The organism is Fictibacillus barbaricus, from assembly GCF_014635025.1.
In the GTDB taxonomy this organism is placed as follows: Bacteria; Bacillota; Bacilli; order Bacillales; family Fictibacillaceae; genus Fictibacillus; species Fictibacillus barbaricus.
Genome location: NZ_BMCE01000002.1, coordinates 1135550 through 1149872, shown reverse-complemented (window position 1 = coordinate 1149872; position 14323 = coordinate 1135550). Strand labels below are relative to the sequence as shown.

Here is a 14323-nt window from a genome sequence, read left to right as displayed (position 1 = left end):
AGCAGGAATCAAGATGATATAATCGAAGTCATGAAAAGCATGATCCCTGAATTTAAAAAGGTCCACAGGATTTTATGTGATGTGGTCAGACTGGAATATAATCAGGACTTGGAAGACAGAATTTTAAGCATGGTAACCTAATATTTTACCTTGCGCGACTGCTCAACTATGAGCAGTCGCTTTTTTTGTTATGGATCAGAATATTTTCATAAGCTGTTTACAAACTAATAAAGAGTTTCTGGATGTCATAAGGAAAGGAAATTTACAAATGAAAAAAGTTTATATGCTCCTTGTTGGTTTACTGATTCTATTCACAATGAACATATCGCCTGCTTATGCTACGAATAATCCTAGAAATATGTATGATGTAAAGCCTGGTGATTATTTAGGGAAGATCGCTAACACCTATGGGACTTCTGTAAACGATCTAAAACGAATCAACGGATTGCAATCTGATATCATTTTGGTTGGACAGAGATTACGGGTCCCTATCATGTATGCAGTGGCTCCTGGAGATACTTTATGGGAGTTGGCACAAACATTTAATTCTACAGTGCAATCCATAAAAAATAAAAATCGGCTGACATCAAACCATATTTTTGTTGGGCAAAAATTAAAGATTCCTCCGAAACAGCTCACAATGCAAGGTCAGTACATACTTATGACGAGGGAGGAGTTCAAGGATTGGCTTTTCAACCATAGGTTCAACAGAAAAATAGGAAAAATCCAGGAGCACCATACTTATTCACCTTCATACAAACAGTTTACCGGTACTAATCATTTTTCTCTGTTGAAGGGCATGGAAGAACATCATGTGAAGGGAATGGGCTGGAGTAATATCAGTCAACAGCTCACCACGTTTCCAGATGGAAAAGTTGCAGTGGGAAGGCCTTTTGATACGCCACCTGAAGGTTCGTATGGATTATTGAATAAAGCTGCTATGCGTCGAATTGAAGCTGATGCATTAGCTATTGAGAATGTAGGGAACTTTGATAAAGGCAATAACAAAATGACTCCCGAACAGAGAGAAACGATTGTAACAGTTAATGCTTTGCTTAGTTTGAAGTATGGTTTAACCCCTTCGGTTGATACGATTTCGTACCATCATTGGTGGGATATCAATACTGGGGAAAGGGTGTTTGATAACAGTAAGGGACATGCCGTAAAATCCTGTCCAGGCACAGGGTTTTTCGGAGGGAATTCTACTGCCAGTGCTAAGAAAAATTTTTACCCTTTAGTGTTACAAAAAATGAAAGAGATAAAGGCGTCTATGAGATGAAATTTAAGAGAGATCTCCTTTTTAGGGATCTCTTTTTTTGTTAAGCTGATAAAGAGAAGAAATTTTTGGATACGATGTCAAAATCAGATAGGTTAGGAGAATAGAATGAAAAAAGTAGGGATCTCTTGGAGTGGCGGAAAAGACAGTTGTCTAGCATTATACCGTTTGTTAAAGGAAGAGTATGAGGTTGTTTGTTTGTTATCCATGGTTTCGGAAAAACATGACCGCAATCATGCACATGGCATCCAGCTGGAGATATTAAAAAAACAAGCAGAAGCTTTAGGATTGCCGTTAATCATGGTAGATTCTGCAGGAGAGTATGAAACGCGTTTCAAAAAATCGCTTTCCCATATAAGAGAACAATTCGGCGCAGAATCAATCGCTTATGGCAGTTTGTATATGGAAGAAGATCGAAAGTGGAATGAGCTGGTTGCTCATCAAGCAGGACTCGAACCCCTTTTTCCAGTATGGATACCGCAAGATCAAGCTTCCGAGCTTCTCCATGAATTTATATCTTTAGGCTTTTTGTCTGTCGTTTGTCGGGCGTCAACACAGTTTCTAGATCAAACGTGGACAGGCCGGGAACTTGATGAAAGTTTTTATGAAGATATCCATCAAACCGAGTGCTGCGTAATGGGTGAATTAGGAGAATATCATACATTCGTTCTGGATGGACCTATTTTTCAGAAGAGACTGGAGATCACACAATCAGATGTGGTAATGAATGCTGGATTATGGTCACTGGATATTAAATCGTACAGATTGGTAGAAAAAAAGACTGAGGAGGCTGCAATAAATTGAATGCTCATTTCTGTAAAGTAACAGAACCTGCAATTGATGTCATAGAAGCATTAAATCGTTGGGAAAATGACGCTGCTATTGTTCCGTTAACCCGTCCCCATAAAACAAGAGCCGAACTAGAGGTCAAGAAATTAATAACTGCTGAAGATTTGTCCCAACGATTAGAGTTCCACCATATGTATCTCATACATATAGATGATCACTTAGTTGGAGAAATGAACTTTATGGTTGATCCGCCACATCTCCTAAATAAGGAGCCGGGCACTGCATGGATCGGAATCACGATCGGGGAGCCGGAAGGACGAGGAAAAGGGTTAGGTTACTTAGCCCTTGAATTCCTTGAGGATGAGATAAAAAGACAAGGTCTTACAAGGATAGAACTCGGTGTGTTTGAATTTAATAAGCAAGCACATCATTTATACAAAAAGTTAGGTTACAAAGAGATTGGACGCATTAGTGACTTTACTTACTTCCAGGATAAAATGTGGGCAGATATTCGCATGGAAAAGTATCTTTAGTAAATACATGAACAAGTAAAACGTTTTGGTTCTCGAGGGATTTCCTTTTTAGGGATCTCTCTTTTTAATTGCCTGGAGATAATATTAAAAACAACGGAGTTACCACAGCGTTAAGCATTTACAAATTACAAATTACGATAAAGAACCCCTTTAAAGGATTCTTTTATTTAATAATCATTTAAGAAAATTTTAAGATTTACATGATAAAGTGAAAGAGATTAAAATGTCCGTTGAGGTTAAGAACCCGTAAAGGAAGAAACTCTATAGTTAATGAGTCCGAGTTTTTGAGGAGATTAGAGCATGTCTATTAAAATGAGATTTCTACTTTCATATATAGGTGTTACGGTTGTCTCAATCACCCTTTGTCTGGCAGCTGGATTTCTGATCCTTTTTACAGTTACGGGAGACGTGGGAGCAATCGATCACCTTTTTAAGAAGACATATATCCAAAAGCCTCTGACTGCAAAAGAGGAAAGTACTTTTTTAGATCTTAAATTACTGGCAAAGAAAGACCCAAATGCACTCCTGAATATCAATGAACTCCAAAAAATGAAGCAAGAGGATATAGGGATTGTAGTTAGAAGAAGCGGAAAGGTCTTCTATACGTCTGACGAGCAAAATCGAGCGAAACTAGAGCGGTTTCTGCCTAAGTTTGAAGAAATAAATATAAACACACGCGATACAATAAGAATCGATGATACATTCTACACGTATGTGAAGTTCGATTTTTACTTTGAAGATGGAGAGCAGGGAAGTATCTTCGTTTTACGAAAAGCAAGTTCATATGCAGAACTCACCCGTGAATTATTCCCGCTTCTTTTACTGCTGCTCGTGATTTTGTTTGTTGTTATCATCGGCCTTCTTAACTACTTAGTTTCAAGAAGCATCATTAAACCTATCACGTTTTTAAAACACTCTGCTGACCGAATCAAATCAGGTGATCTTAATTTCAAGGTTACGACAGCGTCTAATGATGAAGTAGGACAGCTTTATCGAGCATTTGAGGAAATGAGAATTCGACTAAAGGAATCAACAGAACTTCAAATAAAATATGAGGAAAACAGAAAAGAGCTGCTTTCTAATATCTCGCATGATTTAAAAACACCGATCACTTCTATCATCGGATATGTGGAGGGCATTCGAGATGGTGTCGCAAACAGCCCTGAGAAAATGGACAAGTATCTTTCGACGATATCCATTAAAGCAAGAGATCTGGATAAACTTATTGATGGGCTATTTCTGTTCTCAAAGTTAGATCTTAAAAGGGAACTCTTTTCATTTGAAACAGTAGATCTAGTTCAATTTATTAAAGAATTCTCAGAAGAAGTTCAATTTGACCTTCAACCGCAAGGCATTAAATTGGATGTTTCCATCATTAGTCAATCTATCTACGTTACAGCTGACCGAGAAAAAATAAAGCGAGTTATGATGAATGTGATTCAAAACAGCGTAAAGTTCTTAGATAAGGATGAGAAAAAAATCACAATTCACCTAGAAGAAAGAAAAGATGATGCAAAGATTTCAATTAAAGACAATGGACAGGGCATTGATCCTGAGGCAATTCCGTATGTATTTGATCGCTTTTACCGTTTAGAACCTTCTCGCAACACCGAAACTGGCGGAAGCGGACTGGGTCTGGCGATTGCCAAACAGATCATTCTGGCTCATGGGGGAACGATCGAAGCGGACAGTCTGCTTGGAGAAGAAACATCTGTCATTTTTACGTTGAAAAAGGGGGAGCATCGTGAAACGCATTCTGCTGATTGAAGATGAAGTGAGCATTGCTGAGCTTCAAAGAGATTACTTAGAGATTGAAGGCTTTGAAGTGGATATGGTACATGATGGGAAGGCTGGTGTCACCACTGCACTAGAAGGAAACTATGACCTCATCATTCTTGATATCATGCTGCCTGGCATAAGCGGGTTTGATATATGTAAGCAGATTCGGGCTGAACAGAATATTCCGATTCTGCTCGTTTCGGCGAAAAAGGAAGAAATCGATAAGATCAGAGGACTCGGCCTTGGAGCGGATGATTATATCACAAAGCCTTTCTCGCCAAGTGAACTCGTTGCACGTGTGAAGGCACATCTATCACGATATGATCGTCTTTCTGGCCAGCAGCCCAAAAAACAGATCTTATGGATTCACGGCATATCGATCGACCAGTCTTCTCGGAAAGTTCAAGTGAAAGGAAAAGACATCCCTTTTACAACAAAAGAATTTGATCTCCTTGTGTTTTTTGTGACGCATCCGAATCAAGTGCTATCTAAGGATCAGCTGTATGAGAGAATCTGGGGGATGGATTCTGCGGCTGACGTTTCAACCGTCACCGTTCACGTTAGAAAATTACGTGAGAAGATCGAACAAAATCCAGCAGAACCTGAACGGTTAGAAACTGTTTGGGGAGCTGGCTATCGCTTTAATGTGTAACGAATCATTCCCGGAAAATCCTCCGGGATATTTTTTTAAGCTTTTTTTAAGAATTTATTTAGATGGAGTTAAACAATGACCACTATGCTTATTTGTGTAAGACAGACCATAAGGAGCGATGTGAAACGAGGAATGAACATGCTGAAATGGGTAATTGCAGGACTTAGCGTAATGATGTTTCTTCAAGGATGCAGTGACACAAGTGAAAGGATGACGCGAGAAAAGGAGACTGAGAATTTGACAAACAATCTCTTTAAAGCAGTTGAACAAAAAGAATCTGATCAGGTAAAAAAATTGATCCGGGAAGGTATTAATCTTAACGCACAAGATTCACAAGGGCGTACTGCACTTATGATAGCGACGTATAACAAGGATTATGATACAGCAAAGGTATTGATAGATGCTGGAGCCGACGTGAATATCCAAGACAATATGAAGAACAACCCGTATCTGTATGCGAGTGCAGAAGGATATTCAGACATTCTTCTACTAACGGTCCAGGCAGGAGCTGACACCAAAGTCACAAACCGTTACGGTGGAACCGGCTTGATTCCAGCCTCTGAGCACGGTTATGTGGATGTTGTGAAGATGCTTTTAACGAAAACGGATGTCGATGTTAACCATGTAAACAATTTGGGATGGACCGCACTATTAGAGGCGATCATCTTAAATAATGGGAACGAAATGCAGCAGAAAACGGTGCAGTTATTAATTGAGCATGGAGCAGATGTGAACCTGGCAGACGGGGAAGGGGTCACACCGCTCGAGCATGCGAGGCAAAAAGGGTTTAAAGAGATCGAGAAAATCTTACTAGAAGCAGGAGCCAATTAACTAACTAAAGGAGAGAACAACAATGAACCAACGAACAAAGATCATCACAGCAGCACTTGCCTTTACAGTTATATCAGCGGGTGCAGTTACGTATAACCAATCAGAAAATGTAAACGCCGAAAAACCTGCTCAACAGCAGCAACAAGAAGCCCTCGTTACCAATATTGATGTACTCAACAAAATGACACTGCAGGTAACATTCAACAAGCCGCTTGCAGCAGGAGATGTGAACCCAAGCAACTTGGAAAGCATTAAAAAGGACTTCAAATTCAACCATGATTTAAGCATTGTAAATGTGCCTCAATTAAAGATAGGTGCAAAAAGCACATACATTGTTCCAGTGACGATGCAAAAGGATGGCTTCCCTTACACGTTAAGCTATAAAGGTGAGCATACAAAGATGTTTAAGGGGACAGATAAAAAAATCAATATTCGTGATACTCACCAAATCACAGATGATACCTTTGAAATCGAGTCATTCCGTGAAGATAGGGTGACAGATTACGCGAATATCATTGAAGCATACAGAGCAAACCGTGGTGAGCAGTCGTTTGAATTAGACCGTCAGAATCGTGACGAAAATGGTGTTCAATTTGAAATTATCTCTTCTCTTCGTGATCGAGCTGTAACCATCACAGGCGATAATGGTGAATCTTTTAGAGCAAACTATGTCCCTTTCACACAAGCGGCTGACCTGAGACAAGCACCGAAATTCCGTCTGCCAGTGGGAGAAACATTAAAGCCAGGTGTAACCTACACGGTAACATCTGAGTGGGCGGACGTTAAGAACGCAACGTTCAAAGCAGCTGATTTTGAGCCGTTAACCATACAATCTGCGAATGCAATCGACAGCAAATCATTAGAAATTACGCTAGATGCCGACCCGGGAATGGAACTTTTCGCAGGAAGAAGTGTTCAATTAAAAGCAGAGGACGGCAGAACAATAGAAGCTCAATACCGCTTCTCATCTAGAAAAGGTGCAGCAGGAATTTTTGATGTAAAAGGCACGTTAACAAAAGGAGAAACGTATACGATTGTTCCACTCAACAATTGGGCAAATGCGAACAACGTTTCATTTACAGCAAAATAACATATAAGAAGCACACATTCCTTACATCAGAGTGTGTGTTTTTTTCTGAATAACAGAAAAGTATAGCTAAGCATTACCCATATATCGAGCTCTTTATTTAAAAACAGGCTGGTTTATTGCAGAAGTGTATGCTTTTTTGTTTAGATAATAAAAAAAGGAAAGTAGGTCTTTTTATGTCGGAGTATATTGTACCAATTTCATCTGAAAACTTGGAAGCTTGTACCGATCTTTATATAAAAGTATTTAATAGTACTCCATGGAAAGAATCCTGGGATTTTCCAACTGCAAAAGAGAGATTATCAGACTTGTTGCATACCCCGAAATTTCTAGGCTTCTTGCTTTATGATAATGATAAAGCTATAGGTTTTATTGCAGGAAATAGTAAAAGAACTTATGCGGGAACGACCTTTTACTTGGCCGAGCTGTGTATCAACAATCAAATCCAAGGAAAAGGATACGGTTCGAAGCTGCTTCAGCACCTGGAAAAAAACCTCAAAGAAAAAGAGGTTCAAAGCATCTATTTATTAACTTCAAACGAAGGATCTGCAAGGAATTTTTATTTAAAAAACAACTATACAATCAACGAAGATCGAATCGTGATGAAACGAAATTTGGATTAATCCAAAATGGTGTCATGTTTATGTTAAAGTGGGGATAATAAAGGACAGAAGATAAATATGCTATTGTTACAAAACATTGAGTAAAAGTAATGAACAAGTAAAGGAGATCCAATGACAAAAGAAACAGGTTGGAACTTAGATAATAGCTATACTCGTTTACCAAAAAAGTTCTTCTCTACGATTAACCCAAACCCTGTACGTTCACCCAATCTAGTTGTTCTAAACGAGCCCGTTGCAAGATCACTTGGATTAAAGGCTGAAGAACTTCAAAAGGAAGAGAACCTTGCAGTACTTGCTGGCAATGAAACGCCTGAAGGATCAATTCCTATTGCGCAGGCATATGCAGGCCATCAGTTCGGATATTTTAACATGCTTGGGGATGGACGTGCCTTAATGGTTGGGGAGCAGATCACGCCTCAAAATGAACGATATGATATCCAGTTGAAGGGTTCAGGAAGAACGCCATACTCACGAGGTGGGGATGGTCGAGCAGCGCTTGGACCGATGCTGCGGGAATATATCATCAGTGAAGCCATGCATGGGCTTGGCATTCCAACGACTCGCAGTTTAGCAGTGGTAACAACAGGTGAGTCCATTGTTCGTGAAACGGAGCTTCCAGGGGCTGTTATGACTCGTGTGGCTTCAAGTCACCTGCGTGTGGGGACTTTTGAATTCGCAGCGAAGTGGGGAACAGGGGAAGAACTAAAAGAGCTTGCTGACTACGCCATAGAGCGTCATTATCCAGAAATCATAAAAGATCAAGGACGATATCTAAGCCTGCTAAAAAAAGTAATTGAAAGACAGGCATACTTAATCGCAAAATGGCAGTTAGTCGGCTTCATTCATGGTGTCATGAACACTGACAACATGACAGTGAGCGGAGAAACCATTGATTATGGTCCATGCGCATTTATGGATAGTTATGATCCAGAAACGGTATTCAGTTCGATTGATCGAGAGGGCCGCTATGCGTATGGCAATCAGCCGCGTATCGCTGGATGGAACCTTGCACGTTTTGCTGAAACTTTGCTGCCGCTCTTGCATGAAAATCAAGAAAAGGCAGTTGAAATTGCCCAAGAAGTCCTTTACGGTTTCTCAGAGCTGTATAACGCTAATTACTTTAGAGGCATGCGAGCAAAACTGGGATTGTTTAATGAAGAAAAAGAAGATCAGTCTTTGGTTGAAGAACTTCTTGAAATGATGAAGAACCATAAGGCAGACTACACGAACACCTTCCGCGCATTAACCCTGGATATGAGGGATTGTTCTTCCTTGTTTGGAGCAGAAGAATTCACACAATGGAAAGAAAAGTGGCAAGAGAGAAGAAGACGGCAACAGGAATCAAAAGAGTCTTCAGATGAGTTGATGAGAAACAGTAACCCTGGGATCATTCCAAGGAACCACCGGGTGGAAGAAGCGTTGAAAGCGGCAGAAAACGGAGATCTTAGCGTGATGGAGCGACTTGTTGACGTTCTATCAAATCCATATGTACACTCACCTGAACAAGAAGAGTACACGACACTGCCTCCTGATTCAGAAGGTCCTTATCGCACGTTTTGTGGGACATAACAATTTGATTTGGCTGCATGTGCTATCAAGAGAGCAAAGTTTTTTTGCTCTTTTTTTTTTCTTCTGGTTTACTTCAAAAGAGGAATATCAAGATTTTCATAATATTGCATCTGGGATATTGTGTGTTGTAAATTGGATGTAACCTATTTAGATTTAGGCATAGAAAAAAATAATGATTCCAACCTATTTAAGGAGCATACCATGACAATTATCGATAAATTAAAACTTACAAAATATAAGAACCTGGCTGTCATTAACCAGCCAAGTGATTATCATGTTTTTACGGAACAACCCACTTCACTATCTAAAAATCATGATGCGATTTTTATATTTGTAGAGACATTGGATGAGATGAGGAAGTATGTTCATCAAATCCAAAGTAATGAACAGCTTTTGCAAGAAAAAGGCTATCTCTTTTTTGCGTACCCGAAAAAAGGAAATACTCGCTATTCAACATTTATCCACAGAGATGAGATGTTCCCAGCCTTGAATGTAGGAGAGGATGGATATGTGGGGGATAGTGAGATAAAGTTTGCTCGTATGGTAAGTATGGATGAGGTATTCACTGTTGTTGGATTAAAACGTGAAAAAAAGAAAATCAAGAAATCCACAGCTGCAAGTCAATGTGTTGCGGATTATGAAGACAATGTGACAGATGTTGAAAAGCTGCTAGCGAATCATCCAAGCGAACTGAAGTTTTACCAGGACTTAACACCGGGTTATCAAAAAGACTGGGCAAGATATATTTTTTCAGCTAAACAGCAGCAGACAAGGGACAAGCGTTTTCTTCAAATGGTAGATATTCTCGCACAAGGTTTTAAATCTATGGAACTGTTCCGTCAGAAAAAGAAATAAGCAAACAAGAAAATGGGCATGGACAAGGGAAGACATTGCGTTGATACAAATAGCTTGAAATTAAATCTTACGTTTAGTGCTTTACTTCTTAAAGAGTAAGGCACTTTTTATTTGTCCTAAATAAAGCAGGGAACCATGCTGGTAACCCTTACATATCATATCGAAAAAGAATATGGGGATATGGTTGGGGGGATCAGGATGAACAGCTCTTTAAATTACAATTTAAGAACACAATTTTATTTTATGACAGATCAACGGACGCTAAGCGACATTTTAAATCAGCTTTCCTTGTATCGAATCAACATGAATGGCTATGTTCAAACGGAAATAGTCCGTGACGGCAGTAAGTTAAATATTTTAAGAATTGTTACCGGGACTACGGAGGGTGAAAACGAATACGATCTAAATACCATGAGGAATATCCTCAAGCACTATCGGGTCCGCTTCCAAGAGAAGTCAGTGGTTCAAGTACTTGAAATATTGCCCGAGGCTCCTGGTCAGATTAACGCGATATATGGGTCTCTATGGTGTAAACTATCCGTTAATGCAATCTATGTAGGAGACGATACGAAAATCTATTTGGATGTATCTGATATTAATCAAACGATAGAAATATTATCCCAGCCTGCCTTGGAAATGTGTCCATAGGTTTATGGGATTAAAAAATATGTGTAAAAAGCTCGGTTCATTTAACCCGAGCTTTTTTATCGTTTATTTTATTGTTCCTGTATTGACGATCTTTACATCAACTGCTGTTTTTATTTCAATATGCGGGTATGTTGTTCTCCAATCATAAGATTGCCAAGCTGATGGATCAGTTTCTTTAATGGTTCTTCCAATCCCTAAGACATCACTGTTCGCTTTTTGTGTTGCGGTTATAATCTTTTTCGATCGCTTGTTTAAATCTTTTGTGATGACTTTTTCTAATTCCTTAATTCGTTTAGTCGTTAATTTTTCCGTTCCCGGATATTGGGTAAGAGACACTTCCAAGTTGAGCTTAAGATCAACTTCTGGTTTTTTATGAGGGGTTTCATTTACCTTCATTTTTCGCTTGACCTTTGTGATTTTGTATGAAACCTGATTATTTAATTTTTTCTTTTTATCGATATACGAATTTAGATTTACGAGATGTCCATAATCGTCCATGAGCAGCAATAGCAGTGGACAATCGTTAAGGGGTATGGATTCTCCTGAATAAGCATTCTCACTGATCAGACCTGCTCCTGAAACCATTATATTTTCCCCTTTTTGTTTTAATATCGGCAGGATGAAGTCCTTTCCCTTTTCATTAAAAAAGGTAAACAGAGTGTTTAAGGTCCCTTTAGGAATGGTTGAATTTTTTTCAGCGGCATCAATGATTTCATACAATCCAAAAGCAATGGGATCAGTACCAATCTCCTCTAAGGAAAATAATTTACTTGCTTCCACGCCTTCAACGATCGCTACCTTACTGCCCAGATACGGATCAGGTACACGATAGATAAGATCCAAATACGATTCTAAATCCTTTTTTGCAAAATCTTCACCGAACAATACGATGCGGGATTTGGAAGCTGTCAAAGGTCCTGTATAATACATCCGTAATTCCTCGGTCGTTTCTTCCAAGGAATGTCCGGTTGCAGATGTTATCTGGTTGTTGAAGTCAAAGACGCCTGAACCTTTTGGGATGATGTTCAGAACCACGATCGTCGATTTAACCTTGTCATCTTTCAGATCAAAACTGATACCGTTCATCACTTCTTGATCCACGATTAAATTCTGGTCCCAGCAGCCTGATAGAAGGGGAAATACTATCAGCAAAAGAAGTAATCTTTTTAAATAAATCATTATCCTCATCCTTTATACACCTTCAGCTTTGCAATGATAAGCAGCAATGTTGGTATAAAGAAAATAAAGATAATATTTAGGTACGTCATCAGACTTGATAGGGATTCTTTAATAAAGTTGCTGATTGGCAGCATGCCAAGAATGAATAAAACGCCAACGATAATATAAACAGATTTACTTCGCCCTATTGAAAACAGATTCTGTACCCCAAGACTTGCGGTAAAGAGTTGAGTTACGAGAGAAGTAGTTATGGGTATGATCCAAAAGGAAAGGAAGATAATATCGATCCTCTCGATATACTTAAACGACAGCCCTCTTAACATGTATAACAAAGGTTCGTTAACCAGTTTGAACTGATCTGCACTGAAATAAACAATACATGTAATCAGTAAAAACAAGTAAAGAGACAACGTGAATCCATTTGCGATTGATAAAACTTTTAAGCTCTCAGCTGGTTTTTTTATAAAGGGCATGATAAAAAGAATTAGTTCAAAACCAATAAGTGAAACGAATGCTTGAGGGCTGCTCGATACAATTTGTAAAGGTTCCTTTGAAGCGAATGGAAGTAGCCTTCCAAAGTGAACATCCTGCACATAGACAAAGAAGATTGTAACGATTAAAAAGGCAAAAAGCAGAGAAAATACTAAAAAAGATTTAGAAATCGTGAGTAGATGTTCTTTTGCAATATAGGACGCAGCCAAAAGGATTAAGAGAATGATCGCCCACTGCGGTGTTCGATGCAGAATCCAAGTAATGATCACATCACTGACCAAAAACAGCAACAGCATGGAATAGGTAATAAAATAAAGAACATAGCAAATGTTTAATGCATTGCCCAAAAACCTTCCCAATAGTTTTGAACTTAATTCATATAAGTTTTCTTTCAAAGAAACCTTACTGAGACTGACGAGAATAACAATTACAACTTGTGATAGAGCGCCGGCAATTAAAAGTGAAATCCAAGCATCTTGTTGAACTTTATTGTATAGGACGTACGGAAGGGTAAGGATGCCAATGCCAATCTGGGCTTGTATGATCAAAAAGAACAAATTTTTATTCGTGAGCATTTTTTCCCAACCCTTTCTTTTTATGAGTTGAATTGTTCTTGAATGATCTAAGAATCTTAGGAGAATCCAAATAAGCTCTTCCTGAAGAAGTCAGCTTGACTAAATGAGTCTGATAGATCATCAGACCGACCGCAATACCGATAAAGCCGAACGTTGCGGCTAAAAAAATCAACGGGAAACTCATAAGCCGTATCGTGGTGCTCATCTCTCCTATTGGTATAACAAAAGAAGAAACGGCAGTAATAGCGATCACCACGACCATCGTATTGGATATAAAGTTCGTTTGAACGATTGCAGACCCAATAACGATCGCACCTACTGTTCCTATCGTTTGCGCAACAGCAGAAGGGAGCCTAACAGAGGCTTCTTTAAGCAGTTCTAAAACAACCTGCATCATGGCAGCTTCCATTAATGGATGGAACGGTACATTCAATACCGAAAGCTTAAGCGTATAAAACGTGCTGACAGGCAGGATGGCAGCATGATAGGCATTCACGGCAATGTAGAATGCAGGGAGTGTTACCGAGAGAATAAAGGCAAGCATCCTTAACGAGTAATAAAAAAGGTTAACAAACCATCGTGAATTTAAATCTTCCGGACTTCTTAAAAACGATTGAAAAGATACTGGCGTAATAAGTGCAGAAGGCTCATGGTCAAGGAAAACTACAACGCTGCCATTCAGCAGGTGCCCAGCTGCCCGGTCTGGCCGTTCTGTTCTTAATGTCTGTGGAAACGGTGAGAATGGACGGTCTTCAAGAGCCTCTTGAACCTGCCTGGACAAGATGACTTCCTGATCAGTGAGCCGTTCTAATCTATCTTTTATCATATGCAAAGTGTCTTTATCGACCGTTGAATCCAGAAAGCAAACGGCAATTTCTACATTTGTAAGTGACCCGGCGTGTAAATACTCCACAGTAAATTCGGGAGTGCCCAGCCGTTTTCTTAACAGGGAAATATTACTGCTGGCGTTCTCAACGAATCCATCATGAGCGCCAAGCGTAACCTTCTCATTCAGTGATTCGTTTATCGCACGTTTTTCGCGTGATAAAGCCATGATCGAATAAGCTTTATCATTATTTTCCTCTAGCAGAATTGTATTGCCTTTAGCCAAGGCAATGCTTATATCCTTTAAAGTCGTCAGCATGGTAAATTGTGTTGTGCTCAGGGACTCTTCAACACTATCTGAGATCTGCTTGTTCAATGGGCTGATGATATGAATTTCGATCGATTCCTTATCAATCAGCGTATCCAAATAAAGGAGGATGACACTTTTATTGCTAAAGGTAATCCTTCTTTGTTTTAAATCAGCGGTGTTGTTCATCCCAGTTGTGATTTTCAATATATTTTGGTTCAAATCTGTTGTCAGAAACTCACTCTTTGTACGGACCATATTCTAAAACTTCTTTCTATTTTTAAATGAATACTAAGCATTATT

At 39.2% G+C, this 14323-nt stretch carries 14 protein-coding genes; 11 read left to right on the top strand and 3 right to left on the bottom strand.

What is annotated here, in order from left to right:
* The first annotated feature begins 268 nt into the window (after nucleotides 1-268).
* The 11 genes from IEV52_RS15260 (at nucleotide 269) to IEV52_RS15210 (ending at nucleotide 10642) form a co-directional block, all read left to right on the top strand.
* Nucleotides 269-1279 carry a peptidoglycan recognition protein family protein gene (locus tag IEV52_RS15260; protein ID WP_188403361.1) on the top strand — a complete coding sequence of 337 codons (1011 nt, stop codon included), beginning with the start codon at nucleotides 269-271 and terminating at the stop codon, nucleotides 1277-1279.
* 105 nt (nucleotides 1280-1384) lie between these two features.
* The gene (locus tag IEV52_RS15255) at nucleotides 1385-2080 is read left to right on the top strand and encodes a Dph6-related ATP pyrophosphatase (protein ID WP_188403360.1); all 696 of its coding nucleotides are present in this window, start codon (nucleotides 1385-1387) and stop codon (nucleotides 2078-2080) included.
* The gene (locus IEV52_RS15250) at nucleotides 2077-2598 is read left to right on the top strand and encodes a GNAT family N-acetyltransferase (protein ID WP_188403359.1); all 522 of its coding nucleotides are present in this window, start codon (nucleotides 2077-2079) and stop codon (nucleotides 2596-2598) included. The genes IEV52_RS15255 and IEV52_RS15250 overlap by 4 nt, the downstream gene beginning before the upstream one ends.
* A 300-nt stretch (nucleotides 2599-2898) precedes the next feature.
* Nucleotides 2899-4365, top strand: a complete 1467-nt coding sequence (locus tag IEV52_RS15245; protein ID WP_188403358.1) for a sensor histidine kinase — start codon at nucleotides 2899-2901, stop codon at nucleotides 4363-4365.
* On the top strand, nucleotides 4343-5029 hold the full coding sequence (locus IEV52_RS15240) for a response regulator transcription factor (RefSeq protein WP_188403357.1): 687 nt from the start codon (nucleotides 4343-4345) through the stop codon (nucleotides 5027-5029). Before IEV52_RS15245 ends, IEV52_RS15240 begins: the two co-directional genes overlap by 23 nt.
* 138 nt (nucleotides 5030-5167) lie before the next feature.
* The gene (locus IEV52_RS15235) at nucleotides 5168-5860 is read left to right on the top strand and encodes an ankyrin repeat domain-containing protein (protein WP_188403356.1); all 693 of its coding nucleotides are present in this window, start codon (nucleotides 5168-5170) and stop codon (nucleotides 5858-5860) included.
* Nucleotides 5861-5882: 22 nt separating this feature from the next.
* Nucleotides 5883-6950, top strand: coding sequence for a hypothetical protein (locus IEV52_RS15230; RefSeq protein ID WP_188403355.1), 1068 nt, complete (start codon nucleotides 5883-5885; stop codon nucleotides 6948-6950).
* Nucleotides 6951-7123: 173 nt separating this feature from the next.
* Nucleotides 7124-7570 (top strand): GNAT family N-acetyltransferase, encoded by a 447-nt coding sequence (locus IEV52_RS15225; protein WP_188403354.1) that lies wholly within the window; start codon nucleotides 7124-7126, stop codon nucleotides 7568-7570.
* A 111-nt stretch (nucleotides 7571-7681) separates the two neighbouring features.
* Nucleotides 7682-9139, top strand: a complete 1458-nt coding sequence (locus IEV52_RS15220) for a protein adenylyltransferase SelO (RefSeq protein ID WP_188403353.1) — start codon at nucleotides 7682-7684, stop codon at nucleotides 9137-9139.
* Between the two features lie 201 nt (nucleotides 9140-9340).
* Nucleotides 9341-9994: a YdeI/OmpD-associated family protein gene (locus tag IEV52_RS15215; protein WP_188403352.1), complete on the top strand. Its 654-nt coding sequence runs from the start codon at nucleotides 9341-9343 to the stop codon at nucleotides 9992-9994.
* A 198-nt stretch (nucleotides 9995-10192) separates the two neighbouring features.
* The gene (locus tag IEV52_RS15210) at nucleotides 10193-10642 is read left to right on the top strand and encodes a hypothetical protein (protein ID WP_188403351.1); all 450 of its coding nucleotides are present in this window, start codon (nucleotides 10193-10195) and stop codon (nucleotides 10640-10642) included.
* Between the two features lie 63 nt (nucleotides 10643-10705).
* On the opposite strand, the gene IEV52_RS15205 is transcribed toward IEV52_RS15210, so the two are convergent.
* The 3 genes from IEV52_RS15205 to IEV52_RS15195 are packed head-to-tail and all read right to left on the bottom strand — an operon-like array spanning nucleotide 10706 to nucleotide 14278.
* Nucleotides 10706-11821, bottom strand: coding sequence for a Ger(x)C family spore germination protein (locus tag IEV52_RS15205; protein WP_268234790.1), 1116 nt, complete (start codon nucleotides 11819-11821; stop codon nucleotides 10706-10708).
* A gap of 5 nt (nucleotides 11822-11826) precedes the next feature.
* A complete protein-coding gene (locus IEV52_RS15200; protein ID WP_229754309.1) occupies nucleotides 11827-12861 on the bottom strand; it encodes a GerAB/ArcD/ProY family transporter in 1035 nt (344 codons plus the stop codon).
* 13 nt (nucleotides 12862-12874) lie between these two features.
* On the bottom strand, nucleotides 12875-14278 hold the full coding sequence (locus tag IEV52_RS15195) for a spore germination protein (RefSeq protein WP_188403348.1): 1404 nt from the start codon (nucleotides 14276-14278) through the stop codon (nucleotides 12875-12877).
* Nucleotides 14279-14323: the final 45 nt, after the last annotated feature.